Raw genomic sequence first — 17121 nt, 5'->3', positions numbered from 1 at the left:
GGCTCTAGATCTGCGATGTCAACTCGACTGGGAAATCGTCATTGTCGGCATCGCGCATGGCGGCGAGGCTACGGTTGTCCAGCACCTCGGCAATCGCCTGGCGCACTTCCAGCATCATGTGCCGGACCTGGCAGATCGCTTCGTCGCAATCCTCGCAGCGCTGGTACTGCGTGCGGCTGGCGCAAGGTATCGGCGCCAGCGGCCCGTCGAGCACGCGCACGACGTGGCCGATCTTGATCTCGGAAGCGGGGCGCGCGAGACGGTAACCGCCTTCCTTGCCCTTGCGGCTCTGGACGAAGCCGGCGTTGCGCAATTCGCCCAGGATGGCATCGAGGAATTTCTTCGGGATGTTGTTGGCGACAGCGACGTCGTTGACGAAGGCCAGTTGGCCAACCGGAAGATTGGAAAGATGCACGAGGGCCTTGAGGCCGTATTTGCCTTTTTTCGTCAGCATGCCCGAGTCAACCCGTTGAAGCCCCAACCACCCCGCATCTGGCGGCTGTTTGTGTGCAAATGATGACGGCGTTGCTTCCGCACGCCGCCGTTTCGCGAAACAAAGCCATTGGAAGGCATGTTAGGCACAAACGCGTTGATTCTTTGTAACGTTTTGCACGAAGGGCGCCGGCTTTACCCTATCGGCTGAATAACGAGGAAAGCCGGCCCGGGGCCGGCTTTCCTCGATCTTTCCATCGGGCAGCGGAGACTTTACCGGCTGCCATAAGCCTGATCGAGCAGACCGCCGGCGGCGAAATGCTCTTTTTGGACCTTGTCCCAGCCGCCGAAGACGTCTTCCACCGTCAGCAGGCGCACATCTGGAAAATCGGCCTTGTATTTGGCCGCGACAGCCGCGTCGCGTGCGCGCAAGCCATTGTCGGCGGCGATACCCTGGCCCTCGGGTGTATAGAGGAAGTCGAGGTAGCTCTTGGCCAGATCGCGCGTGCCGTGCTCGTCGGCGACCTTGTCGACGATCGCCACCGGGAATTCCGCCAGAAGGCTGACCGAAGGCGTGACCTGCTCGAATTTGTCGTCGCCGTATTCCTTGCGGATGCCGCGTGTCTCGGATTCGAAGGTGATCAGCACGTCGCCGATCTCGCGCTGCACGAAGGTGGTGGTCGCTGCGCGCCCGCCAGTGTCGAAGATCGGCACGTTGTTGAACAGCTTGGTGATGAATTCCTTCACCTTCGCGTCGTCGCCCTTGAAGGCTTCCTTGGCGTAGGCGGTGGCCGCCAGATAGGTGTAGCGGGCATTGCCAGACGTTTTCGGGTTGGGGAAGATCACCTGCACGTCGTCGCGCACGAGATCGTTCCAGTCCTTGATGTGCTTGGGGTTGCCCGCGCGAACGAGAAACGAAGGCAGCGAATAGAAGGGCGAAGCGTTGTCGGGAAAATCCTTCTGCCAGTCGGCCGAGACGAGGCCCTTCTTGACCAGGAAGTCGACGTCGGTGACCTGGTTGAAGGTGACGACATCGGCCCCGAGGCCTTCGGCGATGGCGCGCGCCTGCGCGGAAGTGCCGGCATGCGACTGGTCGATGCTCACACCCGGGTGCTTGGCGATAAAGGCCTTGTTGACCTGCACGAAGAGTTCGCGGCCGACGTCATAGGAGGCGTTCAGCAGTTTGTCGGCCGACCAGGCTTGGGGGGATGCGAGGAGGAGGCCGGCGGCGGCGGCAACGCCGATGAAAAATCGCTTCATGAAATGGCTCCGGTGCAATGCGTCCATGGGTGGATGATAGCGGCGATGTCTTATGTGCCACGAGGCATGCATGGCGGGCATGTGGACTTGCTTTGAGAAAAAGTGTCGCACAAACCGGAAATCGTTAGGATATCTTTCCGAGTAAGATCTTTTCGGGTGTCTCGACAGCACGATCGTTCCCGAGACGACCTATGCACGAATCTGGAGAGTTGCATCATGTTGCGGTTTGGCAGATACAAACGGCATAAACAAAAGAGCTTCGACAATGCCCCGATCCCGCCATTCAACCGTGCCGCCGAAGGAGGCCAGGCTGTTCCGAAACAATCGGACCCAGGTGGTCTGTATTCCTGTCGAATTCGAGCTTCCCGGCGATAAGGTGTTGATCAGTCGAGAAGGCGACCGCTTGATCATCCAACCCGTTCGCAAGACCGGTCTCACCGCGTTGCTTACCCAATGGGCAAAGGAGCCACTGCTTGGTCCGGAGGATGATTCCGAGATCGACGATACGGCTGTTAAATCCGAAAATGCCAAAAGTTATCGGCATTATCTCGACATCCTCGATAAGCCGCCGAGCGGTGAAGGTTTCGCACGTCTTATGAACGCACCCAAGCCGTGGCAGAGCTGATGCTGTCGGCGCCCACGCCTCTAAAAGGCGTGTTGAAAGAGTAATCGATATCGCTCGGTAGAAACTAAGCAGCCGGGAACAGTTTCCAGCGCCCCGGCCGGAAGGCCACCCGGCTCTTTTGTGCCGCCGGATGATCGACCGGCAGTTCGATCTCGACCCGCTGGCGTTCGCCACCGATTTCGAGCTCGACGCGCCGCGTGCCGGCAACGCGGCGGCTGGCGGCCACGGTGCCGGCGATGCAGCCGCTGCAGCCGTCCAGCAGTTCGACATCATGCGGGCGAAAATACAGCATCGCATCGCCCTGGGGCGCGTGCGGCGCCGACAATCCGATCGGACGGTCGGCGAGCCAGATCTCGCCATTCTCGATCTTGACCGGAAGCGAGCTCGATTCACCAATGAAGCCGTAGACGAAGGGCGAGTTCGGCGTGTCGTAGATGTCGTCGGCGGTGCCGACCTGCTCGACGCGGCCCTGGCTCATCACCACGACGCGGTCGGCAAGCTCCAGCGCCTCTTCCTGATCGTGGGTGACGAAGACGGTGGTGTGGCCGGTAGCGTCATGGATTTCGCGCAGCCAGCGGCGCAGTTCCCGGCGCACCTGCGCGTCGAGCGCGCCGAACGGCTCGTCGAGCAGCAGCACCTTGGGTTCGATGGCCATGGCACGGGCGAGCGCCACGCGCTGGCGCTGGCCGCCCGAAAGTTGCGCCGGATAGCGTTTTTCCAGACCCGACAGCTGGACGAGATCGAGAAGCTCGGAGGCGCGGCGGCGGATTTCGGCCGCGGGCGGCCGCGTCGGCCCGTGCCGCACCTTGAGGCCGAAGCCGATATTGTCGGCCACCGTCATGTGCCGGAACAGCGCGTAGTGCTGGAAGACGAAGCCAACATTGCGTTCCTGGATCGACTTTTGCGAAGCGTCCTCGTCGCCAAAGAAAATTTTTCCACGCGTCGGGCGCTCCAACCCGGCGATCAGCCTGAGCAAGGTCGTCTTGCCGGAGCCGGACGGTCCGAGCAACGCAATCAGTTCGCCCGACTTGATGTCGAGCGACACGTCGTGGAGCGCTGGAAACCGCTCGAATTCCTTGCGCACGTTGGCAACGCGAACTTCCATGCAATGAACCTTCTAATGTCCGCGCGTCGCGGCGAGTTCGGCGCCGTAGCGCATCTCGAGCAGAGTTTTCAAGATCAGCGTGACGAGCGCCAGCCCGGCAAGCAATGAGGCGACGGCGAAGGCGCCGACGGCATTGTACTCGTTGTAGAGGATTTCGACATGCAGCGGCATGGTGTTGGTCAGGCCGCGTATGTGGCCCGACACCACCGAAACCGCGCCGAACTCGCCCATGGCGCGCGCGTTGCACAGAAGCACGCCGTAGAGCAGGCCCCATTTGACATTGGGCAAGGTCACATACCAGAACGTCTGCCAGCCATTGGCCCCTAGCGAAAGAGCCGCTTCCTCGTCGCCATTGCCCTGTTCCTGCATCAGCGGGATCAGTTCGCGGGCGACGAAGGGGAAGGTGACGAAGACGGTGGCCAGCACAATGCCCGGCACGGCGAACAAGATCTGGATGCCATGTGCCTTCAACCACTCGCCGAGCAGCCCCTGGGCGCCGAACAGAAGCACGTAGACCAGACCCGAAATGACGGGGGAGACCGAGAAGGGCAGATCGATCAACGTGGTCAGGAAGGCCTTGCCCTTGAACTCGAACTTGGCGATCGCCCAGGCGGCCGAGATACCGAAGACGATGTTGAGCGGTACCGAGATCGCCGCCACCAGCAAGGTCAGGCGGATCGCCGAACGTGTGTCCGCATCGCTCAGCGATTCCAGGTAGGTGCCAACGCCCTTGGCGAAGGCTTCCTTGAAAACGATGATCAGCGGCAGCAACAGGAAGACGGCGAGAAAGACGAAGACGATGGTCATCAGCACGGCCCGTGCCGGCCGGCTTTCGGTCACTGCCGCCGAGCGGCTTTCATGGAACGGTTGGTAGGATTTGATCTCGGGTTCAGCCATAGCGCTTGCGGCTCCATGTCTGCACCAGATTGACGATCAACAGCATGATGAACGACAACGCCAGCATGATTGCCGCGATCGCGGTCGCCGCCGGGTAATTGTATTCCTCGAGCCGGATGACGATCAAAAGCGGCGCGATCTCGGATTTGTAGGGCAAATTGCCGGCGATGAAGATGACCGAGCCGTATTCGCCGACGCCGCGCGCGAAGGCCAGCGAGAAGCCGGTGATGATGGCCGGCGCCAGGCCCGGAAAGAGCACGCGGGTGATGATCTGAAAGCGGCTGGCGCCGAGCGTGGCGGCGGCTTCCTCCACTTCCTTGTCGATCTCTTCCATGATCGGCTGCACGGTGCGCACGACGAAGGGCAGGCCGATGAAGATCAACGCGATGACGATGCCCAGCGGCGTGTAGGCGACCTTGATGCCGAGCGGCATCAGCAGCTTGCCGATCCAGCCATTCGGCGCGTAGAGCGTGGTCAGCGCGATGCCAGCCACCGCCGTCGGCAGCGCGAATGGCAGGTCGACCATGGCATCGACGATGCGGCGGCCGGGAAAACGGTAGCGCACCAGCACCCAGGCGACGAGCGTGCCGAAAACGACATTGACGACAGCCGCGATGAAGGCGGTGCCGAAGCTGATTTCAAGTGCGTTGAGCGTGCGGCGATCGGTGGCGATGGCCCAGAAATCGGCCCAGCCGAGAGCGGCCGAACGCCAGATCAGCGCGGACAGCGGGATGAGGATGATGAGGGTGAGGTAGGCAAGCGAGAAGCCGAGCGTCAATCCGAAACCCGGAATGACGCTCGGCTGTCTGAACCGCCACCCCGCCTGCGCGGGTGCTGTGGTCATGTCGTCCCGATCTAGGTTTAGCTCACTGGGCCGGTTTGTAGATCTGGTCGAATATACCACCGTCGCCGAAATGATAAGGCTGTGCCTTCTTCCAGCCACCGAAAAGCGGGTCGTCGATGGTGATCAGCTTGATAGGCGGCAGCTTGGCGAGATCCTCGGGCGGAACCAGATCGGGCTTGGACGGCCGGTAGTGGTTCTTGGCGATGATGGTCTGGCCTTCCTTGGAATAGAGGTAGCTCAGATAGGCCTCGGCCACCTTGCGCGTGCCCTTGGCGTCGACATTGGCGTCGACCACAGCCACCGGCGGCTCGGCCAGGATCGAGGTCGGCGGATAGACGATGTCGAAATTGTCGGCGCCAAACTCATCGAGCGCCAGATAGGCATCGTTTTCCCAGGCGATCAGCACGTCGCCCAGGCCTTTTTGCGCGAAGGTCACGGTCGAGCCACGCGCGCCGGTGTCGAGCACGGGAGCATTGGCGTAGAGCTTGCCGACGAATTCCTTGGTCTTGGCTTCGTCGCCGCCATCGTTGGCGTTGGCATAGGCCCAGGCCGCGAGATAGTTCCAGCGCGCGCCGCCCGAGGTCTTGGGGTTGGGCGTGATCACCTGCGTGCCGTCCTTGATCAGGTCGTTCCAGTCGTGGATGCCTTTGGGATTGCCCTTGCGGACAAGGAAGATGATCGTCGAGGTGTAAGGCGCTGAATTGTTTTCGAATTTGGTGCGCCAGTCGGGATTGATCTTCTTTGACTTGGAGACGATGGCGTTGATGTCGCCTTCGAGCGCCAGCGTCACCACATCGGCGTCCAGGCCGTCGATCACGGCGCGGGCCTGGGCGCCCGATCCGCCATGTGACTGCTGGATTGTCACCGTCTCGCCGGTCTCGGTCTTCCAATGCGCGGCGAAGGCCTCGTCATAGGCCTTATAGAGCTCGCGCGTCGGATCGTAGGACACGTTGAGAATGGTGGTGTCGGCAAACGCGAAACCGAGCGTGCCGAACTGGACCGATGTGGCGACCAGTGCGCCGAGCAGTTTCCGGAAATGAGGTTTGGTCATTTCTGCCTCCGTTGAACCCGTGCCAAATCTACCGAATTGATAGAAATAAGATGCATTCAATGTTTGCCTTTTTTGCCTTCCTGAAGAAAATCTTCGGCGATCTGTCGTGGCATTTGGGAAAATATTTCCTTGCAGCTGCTCCGCACGCGGAGCCGGTCCGCCATCCGGCCTATCTAGGGATGCACGGCTGCCGGGCAAGTCTGCGTTGGGCAGCTTACTCGGCGGTCACCGGGAAATCGAAGCGCTGCTTGGGAAATGGCTCGTGGGCGAGCGCAAAATGCCACCATTCGCGGGCATAGTTCTTGAACCTGCCAGCACGCATGGCATCGACGAGCAGCTTGCGGTTTGCCGCTGCTTCGGTGCCGAGCGGGCGATGCGCGGTCTCGCTCATCATGTCGAAACAATCGAAGCCGGTGCCGAAATCGAGGGTGTTGGCATCGACCGCGCCGCAGGCCGGTTTCGGCACGGACGGACTGTCGGCAGGCGCGATAGCGATATCGACGGTTGAGCCGCGCGAATGTGCCGACCGCCGGGCGACGTAGCCCTCGGTGATGAGGTCGCTGCGCTTGACCTTCGGATACCACTGCGGGTCCGGCGGCCCACCCGCGGTCGTCCAATCGCCCATGTCGGCCACCGCGCGGGCAGGGCGGTAGCAGTCGAACACGACCAGCGTCATGCCCCTGGCGATCATCGCCTTCTGAACGCTGGAGAGTGCCTTCGCCGCCTCCTCCGTGAGGATGCAGACAGGTGCGTTGTAGCCGTTCACCTTGCGGTGCAGGAAATTGTTGGAGCTGGCGTAGCGAATGTCCTGGCGGATGGATGGGGCGATATCGGAGAGGCGGACGAAGCCGGCAGGGAGGGGATCGGCGAAGGCAGAGAAAGGGATTGTCACAACGAACGCTGCCGCAGCTAACGCTATCGACAATCGAGGATTGCGCGAGGCACCAGGCATCAGGCGAGCTATCCTTCTATCCCCGGTCTCAAAAAAGCCAATGCGCTGAATCCCTTGACGCACTCTACTCAACGAACACTTTCACACTCGCCGCTCGTCCGGCCGCATCGATGACGGTCAGCGTCGAGTAACCCGCGCCGTCGGGCTGCCATGTCGCGGTGCGGCGGCGGTCGAGGCCGATGAGGGGCTTGCCGTTGGCCAGCCAGCGGAACGGCGCACGGCCACCTTGCAATTTCAGCACCAGCGGCGAGGCGTCGGCCGAATTGGTGGCGAGATCGACGCGGGCGCCGTCCGGCGGGAAAATGATGGTCGGCGCGGGTTCGGTCGGCGTCGCCTGCACCAGGCCATCCGCGCCGGCGCCGAAGCGGGCAAGCGTTACCGGAAGGTCCTCGCGCTTGGGGGTAAAGGCGCCAGGCGGTTTGCCCGGTAGCGGCACGGTCGCCAGCCCCGAGCGGACAAAGCCCTCGAACAGAATCGGAGCGGCCGAGACATAGCCGGAAAGACCCGGCACCGCGCCGGCATCGGGCCGGCCGACCCAGACACCCAGCACATAGCGGCCGTCGAAGCCCACCGACCAGGCGTCACGGTAGCCGTAAGAAGTGCCGGTCTTGTAGGCGATGCCACGCTGCAAAGCGCCTTCGGGTGGCTTCACACCCGAGAGGATGTCGATGATCTGCCAGTTGGCCTGGTCGTTGAGGATGGTGGTGGTCGAACTCACGGCGTTGGCCGGTTCGGTGCCGTCGCGCAGCGAGTGCGTCTTGCCGCCATTGGCGAGCCCTGTGTAGAGCTGGACCAGGTCGCGCAGCGTGACGCCGACGCCGCCGAGGCCGATGGCCAGGCCCGGCGCTTCGTTGACCGGCAAGATCGGGTTGACGCCCGCCTGGCGGAAGCGCGCTGTCAGCCGCGCCGGGCCGACCGCGTCGAGCACGCGGATCGCCGGCACGTTGAGCGACAGTTGCAAAGCCTGGCGGATGCTGACATCGCCCTGGTAGCCCATGTCGAAATTCTTCGGCCTGTAGCCGCTGAAATCGACTGGGCTGTCCTCTATCAGCGTTTCCTGCGCCACCAGTCCCTGCTCGAACGCGAGGCCATAGATGAACGGCTTCAGCGTCGAGCCGGGCGAACGCACGACCTTGGTCATGTCGATCCAGCCGGAACGGCTGGCATCGAAGAAATTGGCCGAGCCGACTTCGCCCAAAATGTCGCCGGTGCGGGCGTCGGCCAGCACCATGGCGACGGAGAGACGCGGCCCGAGCTTGGTGGCGGCGTCGCGCGCCACTTGTTCCAGTCCTTGCTGGACGCTTTTGCGGATCGTCAGCTTGAGCGGCTGACCGGGGACGGCCTTGGGAAGCATCGCATAGGAGGCATGCGCGGCAAGCGCCGGCAAGGTGCGCCGCAAGCCTGACACGTCGTCGAGTGCTGCGCGTGCCGCCTCGCGTTCGCCGATCAGGCCTGATGAGGCCATGCGGCTCAGCACACGATCGCGCGCTGCATGGGCGATCTGGAGATTGCGGTCGGGCCGTCGCTTTTCCGGCAATTGGGGAAGGGCGACGAGAAGGGCGGCCTCGGAAACGGTCAGCCGCTTCGGTTCTTTGCCGAAATAGGCGAGCGAAGCGGCGCGCACGCCCTCCAGATTACCGCCATAGGGCGCCAGTGTCAGGTAACGCTCGAGGATCTCGCGCTTCGACAGCCGCCGTTCGATCTGGATGGCGCGCAACATCTGCTTGATCTTGGAGCCGAGGCTGCGGCTCTCGCGCGGCTCGATCAGGCGGGCGAGCTGCATAGACAGGGTCGAGCCGCCAGAGACGATGTGGCCGCTGGTGGCGAACTGGCCGGCTGCGCGGGCCAGCGCCAGCACATCGACGCCCTCATGGCCCCAGAAGCGCTTGTCCTCATAAGTGACCAGCATGTCGACGAATTGCTTGTCGACCTGGTCGAGCCGGGTTTCCAGCCGCCAGTAGCCGTCCGGCGTGGCGAAGGCGCGCAACAGCTGGCTATCGCGGTCCTGGACTTCAGTGGAAACGGTGAGCTTTTCAGGAAGCGGGGGCGGGAAGGCGCGGTCGAGCTCCCAGAGGGTGGCGGTGACGATTGCGATGAACCCGGTCAGGGAGGCCGCCACGATGGCAGTGCGGCGGAGCAACCTTTTGGTGAGCATGGCGCTGCCCCTCATCCGCCTGCCGGCACCTTGTCCCCGTATAGAGACGAGGAGAAGGTAGCTGTGATGAACGCAACCGCCATGTGCATGATCGTTACCATCAGCACCTTACGGTGCCTTGATCTCCATCATGCCGGTGGCGGTGCGGGCCGAATATTGCGGCCGGTACATGTCCTCCACCGTTGCCGCCGGATGGGCGTAGGTGCCCGGCGTCACGGCGCGCACGACATAGGCGAGCGTCAGATTGTGGTCGTGGTCGCCGTCGGCCGGGTTGAATGCCGCGACGAAGCGGTCGTCGCGGAATTCCAGATGCGCGGCGTCGGTTTGTGCCAGCCAGGAGAAGTTCGACAGCTGGGCGCTGGAAACCAGGCCTGGATTGTCGATCTCGAAGCCGGCCGGCAACAGGTCGGTGACCAGCAAGCGCGACGGCCAGCTGTTCTGTTCCGTCACCTTGAGCACGACGACATAGCGTTCGTTCTGGGTTGCCTCGGTCACATTGGCTTCGGTGCCGTCGAGCTTGTAGTAGGTGCGGTTGATGGTGAAGCCATCGCCGCCGGCCGGCAAGGGCTGGATCGGCGACGCCACGGTGGTGACGACGGCCTGCAGCGGGGTCTTGCCGGTGTTGGCGATTTCGAGCGGGCTGTCGACCAGTTCCGAGCCGTTCACCTGGTTTGAATAGCCGCCGGAATGCGGCGCGCCATTGACGGTCAGCGTGATCGACTCATTGCCCTCCTTCAGCGCGCGGGCCGCCAGCAGCATCCAGGAATCGTCCTGGGTGCTGGTCCAGCGGGCTTCGGCGCGTTTCCTGGTGACCAGCTTGATCAGTTCGGGCACGATCGTCGATACCGGCTTCGATTCCGCCGCCAGCGACAGCATCGCCGCGCCGTCACGCAACGCCGAGCCGTAGTCGGAGCGGTACCAGTCGTAGTCGGTGCTCGACTTGGCGAGCTGCAGTGCGGTCTTGAACGTCGCCTCCGAACGCTGCGTGTCGCCATAGAGCGCCAGGCTCGCCGCCAATTGGGCAACGGCCATCGGGCTCGAAAAGGCTTCGAGCTGGGTGTCGGCGTAGTAGCGCAGGTCGCCGATCGAGGCCTTCTTGTTGCGGGCCAGCACATAGAGGGCGTAGGCGATCTCGCTGCCACGGTCCTGTACGCTCTGGTCGTAGCCGAGCGAGTTCTGCAGGTTATTCAGGGCCTGGTTCATCGCAAGAGCCGGCACGTCGTATTTCTGCTCCCGTGCCCTGGTCAGGAACTCGCTGACATAGGCGTCGAGCCACAAATCGCCGGAGCCCGGACCCCACAGGCCGAAGCTGCCGCTCGAGGACTGGTAGCTCAAGACCTTGTAGATCGCATCCTGGATGCGGCCGTGCAGGTCAGGGTCGCTTTCCATGCCGATGCCCGATGCCATCTCGTTGACGTAGAGAAGCGGCATGGCGCGGCTGGTGGTCTGCTCGGCGCAACCATAGGGGTAGCGATCGAGCGTCATCAGCAGCGACGGGACGTCGAAGGCCGCCGCCTGCGAAACGCCGACGCTGACCGAAGCGCCTTCGAGCAGGCTTGCCGCCAGCAGTTCCTTGTCGACGCGCAACGCGCCGCCATTGCCCTTGAGATCGACCACAAGGCGCGTGGTGACCGGCAACTGGGCCGGGCGCACCGGCACATGGAGCGTCTGCTCGACCTTGGTGCCGTCGGCGTGTGCCAGCCTGATGGTGAGCGAGGCATTGCCCGCCGTCTTTGCGATCAGCGGCACCGTCAAGGTCTGGCGCTTGCCCTGGGCGAGCGTCAGCTTCTGGGGCAGAGGCTTGTCGCCTGTCGACAGGTCGCCCGTCGTATCGATCGACAGCGCATAGTCGCCGGCGGGGCCGTCCGTGTCGGCTACGTCGAGCCGCATGACGGCATTGTCGCCAGGCGCCAGGAAGCGCGGCAGGCCGGCGGTGATCACTACGGGATCACGTACGATCACGTCCAACTGGGCATGACCGACCGCCTCCTTGGTCCAGGCGACGGCCATGACGCGCACGGTGCCGTTGAACTGCGGAATGTCGAAGTCGATCCGTGCCTTGCCATCGGCATCGAGCTGGACCGGGCCGGAGAAGAAGGCGACCAGCTTTTCGGTGGGCGGGCTGCCTTGCGCCTGCATGTTGGCGCCGTCGCCACCGGTCCTGAGCTTGCCGGTGGTGCCCAGCGAGCCATCGATCAGGCGGCCGTAGATGTCGCGGATCTCCATGCCCAGCATGCGCTGGCCGAAGAACCAGGTCTCCGGATCCGGCGCCTTGTAGTTGGTCAAATTGAGGATGCCGACATCGACGGCGGCAACCATGACATAGGCGTTGGTGCCCGGCTGCACGCCGGCCACGGAAACCGGGATCGACAGCTGCTGGCGCGGCACGGTCTTGTCAGGCGGCGTGAGCGTGATGGCGAGCTTCTTGGCGCCCGGATCGACCGTCAGCCATTTCACGCCGATGGCGCGGGCGGGCATGCGGGTTTCCTGCGCATCGCCCGGCCGGAACAGGGTTGCCGTGACATAGGCGCCGGCGCCCCAGTCGTCACCGACCGGGATGTCGACGGTGCTGCCGCCGGCCGGCACGGTCGCCGTGATGGTCTTCAGCAGCTTGTCGGAGCCGATGTTGATCAGAAGTTCGCCGGCAAAATGCGGCGAGATTTTCAGCTTGGCCACTTCGCCGGCGGTATAATTGTCCTTGTCCAGGGCAATCTCCAGGCCGTCGGGCGTTTCTGTGGTGGTCGAGGCGACATACCAGCCGGCGTCGAACTCATAGCTGGTGGCGGGCCCCTCCGGCTCCGATGTCTCGACCTCGAGCCTGTACTGGCCCCAATCGACCGGTACGGAAACGGTTGCGTCGCCATCGGCGGCGAGGTCGAGCTGACCGTTGGCGATCGACTTGGTCAAGGTCACCGGCTCGTAGTTCCAGGAGTTGTTGGAGCGATACCACTGGTAGTTGCGTTCGACCTTGACCAGCGTCCACTGCGCGCCTTTCAGCGCCTCGCGCTTGCCGTCGGGATCGACGGCGATCAGGCTGAACTTGGCGGTGCCGCCTTGTGGCACTTCACCGTCGGCGAAGTCCGGACGGATGCCGATCATATGGCCTTGCGGGCGGATGCCGATGTTGAGCGAGCGCTCGATGGCGCGGCCGCCGGTTTCGCGCATGCGCACCGTCACCTTGCCGTCGACCAGCTTGGTAGTCGAGGGCAACTGGTCGACGGTAACAGGGAAGGTCGCCTTGCCGTCATCGCCAACCACCGGCAGATCGGTGAGCGGCGTGACCGTGGGCTCCGCCGACTGCTCGTCGGCGAGGCCGAAGGAAAAGTTGGGGAAGCGGTCCCAGTCGCGCGACGTCGACAGCGTGAGTTCGCCTTCCAGCGCCAGGCCCGCCGCCGGCGCGCCGTAGAGGAAGCGGCCGTCAATGTTGATGTTGGCGGTTTCGCCCCGCGCAATCTCCTGCTTGTCGGCCTTCATGTCGAATTCGATGCGATCCGGCACGAAGTCCTCGACCAGGAACATTTGGCTGGCAACCGCCGGCTGCTTGGGGTCGGTGTAGATCGACACCGACCATGTGCCGCGCATGGCGTTGGGTTCGAGCGGCAGGTCGACGGCGTGGCCGCCGGCCGAGGCGCCGTCGCTGACGATGCGGCGGTCCTCGACGCCATCGGGGCGCGAGAAGATGAAGGTCAGCGGCAGGTTCTCGACCGCCTTGGCCGCACCGTCGCGGGCAAGGGCGGCGACGTGGACGTCCTCGCCGGCACGGTAGATGCCGCGTTCGGTCCAGGCATAGACGTCGAGCGCGCCCGGTGCGGCGCGTCCGGTGACGCCACGGTCGGACAGGTCGAAGCCGGCCTTGGCCATGTCGAGGAAGACGAAATCATTGTCGCCCTGTTTGGCCATCAGCACGGCCGGCACCATGCCGCCGTCACCGCGCGTCAGGCCGGGGTTGAAGACGGCGTGGCCGTTCGCATCGGACGTCGCGGTGCCCAGAACCTCGTTGTTTCGGGCAACCAGCGTCAGTTCGGCACCCGCTATCGGCTTGGCGCTGCCCAGCGAACGGGCAAAGACATTGAGCCCGTCCTGGCCGGTATAGGTCGACAGGCCAATGTCGGAGACGACGAACCATTGCGTGGCCAGCGAACCGTAGTCGTCGCTCTTGTCGTTGACCGGTTGCGCGGTCAGCACATAGACGCCGGGCTTGCGCTGCGGCAGCGCTTCGTCGACCGGGAACGAGGTGGTGACCTCCTTGTTGAGATCGTTGACGATGTCGAGCTGGCCCTGCCAGACCGGCGCGCCCATCTGCTCGGAGATCTTGGAGATGTCATAGCCGTCGAGCTGGTGCAGGAACTGGTAGCCCGACAGAAGCTGCGCCAGCGAACGATCGCCGATGCGGTAGAGCTTCATTTCGGCGGCGTTCATGTTGACGGTGACGATCGGGATGCCGCGGCGCGCGCCGGTCGGCAGCACGAAGCTGTCGCCGGTGAAGCGGGCGGACGGCGCGCGGTCCTGCACATAGATCGACAGCACCACGGGGGCGGCGGTCACTTCGCCGATCGCCGCCGGCAGGCCGGCGCGGAAGGTGACGTCATAGTGCTGGCCGTGTTCGAGCCCTTCGACGCAGATCTGCTTATCCTTGGCCTCGACGCCCTTGGGCGGCGCGTTGTCAACGGTGACGAACTGCGTGTAGTCGATGCCGGTCTTGACCAGATCCTCGGAGAATTGCGCGCAGATGCGCGGCGCGCTGGTGTCGGCATCGACAGAGTGATCGATGACACGGAACCCCTTGCGGGCCTTCAGATCGGCATAGTCGGCCTGCACCGCGGGCGCGCTTTCCAGCGCAAGGCTGGCCTCATAGGCTTGGAGCGCCGGCCGGTAGAGATCGCGCTTGTCGAGACCATTGCCGAGCAGCGCCAGCACTTCGGCGCGCGTCTTGGTGGTGCGCAGCAGCTTATAGGCGTTGAAGGCGACCGACGTGCCGTTTGCCGGCAAAGTCGAGGCTTCGGAGGTGCTGGCTGCAGGCTGCACGGCCAGCGTTTCGCGAGCCAGCTTGAGCCAGAGCTGGCCATCGTCAGGCATGACCGAGACCGCAGCCTCGTATTTCTGCATGGCGGCGCGATGGTCGCCGGTCAATACGGCCTGTTCGGCGGCATTGGTCAGTGCCGCCATGCCCTCCGTCGGCTTGTCGAAGGCCGGGCCAAGCAGCTTGTTGCGATATTGCTGGGCCTGGTCGGCCATCCAGTTGGGAAAGAAGCCGAGTTCCGGCGGCGCGCCGATATCGGGATCGCCGTCGATGTTGACGACCTTGCCGGCGATCGCGCCGGTGAAGGATTTTAACTGGTTATAGTCGGATTTGAGAAAGCACCATTTGGCCTTGGTGTTGTAGGTGAAGGCGCGGCAGGCCGGATCGCCGAGACATGTCGTCTTGCACTGGTCGAGCGTGACGTTCTGGTCCGACCTGAGGTCGAAACCGAAATAGTCGGAATTGTCGGTCGTTGCGATTCGCCGGGCCTCGGCCGCTTGCGCGACGCTGCCCCAGGCGAAGAAGAGAAGGACGAGAATCGACAGACCACGAGCCGCGCGCATTGCCATTACACCCTCCAGACAATTGCAGACGTCCGGGCATGATCAAGCTTCAGTCAGGCTTGTCAACGCGCGAACGCGGCAGATGCCGCCTGCCAACGGTTTATTTTCCGGGCAAGGACCGGTATGCGGACAGTAACCTCCATAGGACAGGGGATCACGCATTCTTGCGGAAACGCAGAAGGTGTGAATTCCAAGCCCGTCCTATTTCAGACAATTGGATTGTGGCCCCTTTACGAGCGCTTCAGAACTTCATTCCAATTTTAGGTTTACGAACTAGGTTATCTTAATGCCGGCGCATGAAGAGCAGATGTCAGGAGGGACCGCGCCAGGGCGCGTGCTTCCGCGCGCCCTGCTTTTGGCCATGATGTGTTCGTCGGCGCTGCTTTGCGAAGCGAGGCACGCGGCCGCGTTCGAGCTTTTCGGCATCAAGCTATGGGGATCCTCCAGCGACGAGGACGCCGATATTGCCGATCCCCTGCGTTACGCGGTGACCATCTCCGCACCCGATGCCGACAAGGACCTCGTCAAGAAGCTCGAAAACGCCTCGGCGCTGAAAGGCGATGAGGACCGGCCGGTTTCGGGCTCGCTCGGGCTGATGGCCAAGGCGCGCAGCGACCGGGAACAACTGGTCGCCGCACTTTATGCCGATGCCCGCTATGAAGGCGTCGTCACCATCACCATCGACGGCAAGCCGCTCGACGAACTGCCGCCGGACGCCGAATTCAAGGGTCCGCAGCCCATTCCGGTGGTGATCACCATTTCGGCCGGCCCCAAATTCACTCTTGGCAATATCAGGCTGGAGGGCGACGCCGCGGGGCTGATGAGCGCCGATTATGGGCTGATATCTGGCGGCGACGCCGGATCGGGCGCGGTGCTCAAGGCCGAGGCGCTGATCGTGCGGACGCTGAAGGAGCAGGGCAGGCCGCTGGCCAGGGTGACCGACCGGCAGATCGTCGCCGACCATGCCACCTCGACACTCGACGTGACGCTGACGGTCGCAGCCGGGCCGGTCGCCGGCTATGGCGCGACCACCGTGGAAGGCACCGAGAAGATCGACCGCGACTTCACCGAATACATGACCGGGCTGAAGCGTGGCAAGCAGTACTCGCCGCAGGAGATCAGCGACGCGCGCGACAGGCTGCTGGCGCTCGAGGTCTTCAACAGCGTGACGTTCAAGGAAGCCGACAAGCTCGACGCCGAAGGCAACATCCCGATCGACGTCCAGGTCAGCGAGCGCAAGCCGCGCTTCTTCGGGCTCGGCGGCACCTTCTCGAACACCGAGGGGCTTGGCCTGGAGGGGTACTGGGGCCATCGCAACCTGTTTGGCCGTGCCGAAAAGCTGCGCATCGACGGCGCCATCAGCGGCATCGGCAGCAACAATCTGTCCGAACTGAACTACAATGCCGGCATCATGTTCGAGAAACCCGGCGTCATCGGGCCGGCGTCGAAATTCTTCGCCAGCGTGAAGACCGTGCTCGAGCATCCGGACGCATACGACCATTTCTCGGTCAAGGGCAGCACCGGCCTGTCCTACGAACTCGACAAGAGGCAGACCGTATCGGCCGAGGTCGCGCTCGATTATTCGCGCATCCACGACGCTTTCGGCAAGCACACCTACCTGATCGCCAGCATTCCGCTGCAATATGTCTACGACAATAGGGACAGCAGGCTGAACCCGACCAGGGGCTTCAGGGTGCTCGCCTATGCCGAGCCGAGCTACGACATATTGAGTGGTGCCGCCTTCCTCAAGCTGAAGGGCGAGGGATCGGCCTATCAGTCGCTGGACACGGCCTCGAAATTCGTGCTGGCCGAGCGTGTCGCCATCGGCTCGATCGTCGGTACCGGGCTGCAGAGCGTCCCGGCCGACCGGCGCTTTTATTCCGGCGGCGGCGGCTCGGTGCGCGGCTATGCCTATCAGGGCATCGGTCCCAAGGATTTCGCCGGCCAGCCGATCGGCGGCCTGTCGTTCTTCGAGACCTCGGTGGAGATGCGCATCGCCGTCACCGACACGATCGGCATCGTGCCCTTCGTCGATGCCGGTACGGTGTCGACCAAGTCGGTTCCCAATTTCTCCGACGTCAAGGTCGGTGCCGGCGTCGGCCTGCGCTACGTCACGCCGTTCGGACCGTTGCGCATTGACGCGGCCGTGCCGCTCAACCGTGATCCCGGCGACCCGCATTTCGGCATCTATGCCGGCATTGGCCAGGCGTTCTGACG

General features: G+C 63.5%; 10 protein-coding genes and 1 pseudogene. 2 read left to right on the top strand and 9 right to left on the bottom strand.

Annotation, left to right across the window (positions count from 1 at the left end):
* Positions 1 to 4 precede the first annotated feature (4 nt).
* Positions 5 to 454, bottom strand: a complete 450-nt coding sequence (locus FJ960_RS25385; protein ID WP_140717664.1) for an Rrf2 family transcriptional regulator — start codon at positions 452 to 454, stop codon at positions 5 to 7.
* 251 nt (positions 455 to 705) lie between these two features.
* Positions 706 to 1692, bottom strand: a complete 987-nt coding sequence (locus FJ960_RS25380; protein ID WP_140502328.1) for a sulfate ABC transporter substrate-binding protein — start codon at positions 1690 to 1692, stop codon at positions 706 to 708.
* A gap of 265 nt (positions 1693 to 1957) precedes the next feature.
* Between FJ960_RS25380 and FJ960_RS25375 the strand changes: the two are divergent.
* Positions 1958 to 2179: pseudogene (locus tag FJ960_RS25375) on the top strand (antitoxin); the annotation flags it as partial.
* A gap of 202 nt (positions 2180 to 2381) precedes the next feature.
* On the opposite strand, the gene FJ960_RS25370 reads toward FJ960_RS25375, so the two are convergent.
* The 7 genes from FJ960_RS25370 to FJ960_RS25340 all read right to left on the bottom strand — a co-directional run bounded on the left by FJ960_RS25370 (position 2382) and on the right by FJ960_RS25340 (position 14910).
* Positions 2382 to 3422, bottom strand: coding sequence for a sulfate/molybdate ABC transporter ATP-binding protein (locus FJ960_RS25370; RefSeq protein ID WP_027141566.1), 1041 nt, complete (start codon positions 3420 to 3422; stop codon positions 2382 to 2384).
* A gap of 12 nt (positions 3423 to 3434) precedes the next feature.
* On the bottom strand, positions 3435 to 4319 hold the full coding sequence (gene cysW, locus FJ960_RS25365; protein WP_140717662.1) for a sulfate ABC transporter permease subunit CysW: 885 nt from the start codon (positions 4317 to 4319) through the stop codon (positions 3435 to 3437).
* Positions 4312 to 5163, bottom strand: coding sequence for a sulfate ABC transporter permease subunit CysT (cysT, locus tag FJ960_RS25360; protein ID WP_140717660.1), 852 nt, complete (start codon positions 5161 to 5163; stop codon positions 4312 to 4314). Before cysT ends, cysW begins: the two co-directional genes overlap by 8 nt.
* Positions 5164 to 5185: 22 nt before the next feature.
* Positions 5186 to 6214 (bottom strand): sulfate ABC transporter substrate-binding protein, encoded by a 1029-nt coding sequence (locus FJ960_RS25355; RefSeq protein ID WP_027141569.1) that lies wholly within the window; start codon positions 6212 to 6214, stop codon positions 5186 to 5188.
* 214 nt (positions 6215 to 6428) lie between these two features.
* Positions 6429 to 7106: a M15 family metallopeptidase gene (locus FJ960_RS25350; RefSeq protein WP_246672947.1), complete on the bottom strand. Its 678-nt coding sequence runs from the start codon at positions 7104 to 7106 to the stop codon at positions 6429 to 6431.
* A 124-nt stretch (positions 7107 to 7230) separates the two neighbouring features.
* Positions 7231 to 9321, bottom strand: a complete 2091-nt coding sequence (gene pbpC / locus FJ960_RS25345; RefSeq protein ID WP_246672946.1) for a penicillin-binding protein 1C — start codon at positions 9319 to 9321, stop codon at positions 7231 to 7233.
* A gap of 108 nt (positions 9322 to 9429) precedes the next feature.
* Complete coding sequence (locus tag FJ960_RS25340) at positions 9430 to 14910, bottom strand: alpha-2-macroglobulin family protein (protein WP_140717654.1); 5481 nt, start codon at positions 14908 to 14910, stop codon at positions 9430 to 9432.
* 280 nt (positions 14911 to 15190) lie between these two features.
* On the opposite strand from FJ960_RS25340, the gene FJ960_RS25335 reads away from it, so the two are divergent.
* Positions 15191 to 17119, top strand: a complete 1929-nt coding sequence (locus FJ960_RS25335; protein WP_140717652.1) for an autotransporter assembly complex family protein — start codon at positions 15191 to 15193, stop codon at positions 17117 to 17119.
* Positions 17120 to 17121 lie beyond the last annotated feature (2 nt).

Origin of the sequence: Mesorhizobium sp. B2-3-11 (assembly GCF_006442215.1) — a bacterium.
Lineage (GTDB): Bacteria > Pseudomonadota > Alphaproteobacteria > Rhizobiales > Rhizobiaceae > Mesorhizobium > Mesorhizobium salmacidum.
This window is presented reverse-complemented; position numbering and strand designations above follow the sequence as displayed.

Excerpts from the sequence above, each read along its gene's own strand:
- FJ960_RS25335 (WP_140717652.1), top strand. The coding sequence starts at position 15,191 with ATGCCGGCGCATGAAGAGCAGATGTCAGGAGGGACCGCGCCAGGGCGC.
- cysW (WP_140717662.1), bottom strand. The coding sequence starts at position 4,319 with ATGGCTGAACCCGAGATCAAATCCTACCAACCGTTCCATGAAAGCCGC.
- FJ960_RS25380 (WP_140502328.1), bottom strand. The coding sequence starts at position 1,692 with ATGAAGCGATTTTTCATCGGCGTTGCCGCCGCCGCCGGCCTCCTCCTC.
- FJ960_RS25385 (WP_140717664.1), bottom strand. The coding sequence starts at position 454 with ATGCTGACGAAAAAAGGCAAATACGGCCTCAAGGCCCTCGTGCATCTT.
- FJ960_RS25370 (WP_027141566.1), bottom strand. The coding sequence starts at position 3,422 with ATGGAAGTTCGCGTTGCCAACGTGCGCAAGGAATTCGAGCGGTTTCCA.
- cysT (WP_140717660.1), bottom strand. The coding sequence starts at position 5,163 with ATGACCACAGCACCCGCGCAGGCGGGGTGGCGGTTCAGACAGCCGAGC.
- pbpC (WP_246672946.1), bottom strand. The coding sequence starts at position 9,321 with ATGCTCACCAAAAGGTTGCTCCGCCGCACTGCCATCGTGGCGGCCTCC.
- FJ960_RS25355 (WP_027141569.1), bottom strand. The coding sequence starts at position 6,214 with ATGACCAAACCTCATTTCCGGAAACTGCTCGGCGCACTGGTCGCCACA.
- FJ960_RS25340 (WP_140717654.1), bottom strand. The coding sequence starts at position 14,910 with ATGGCAATGCGCGCGGCTCGTGGTCTGTCGATTCTCGTCCTTCTCTTC.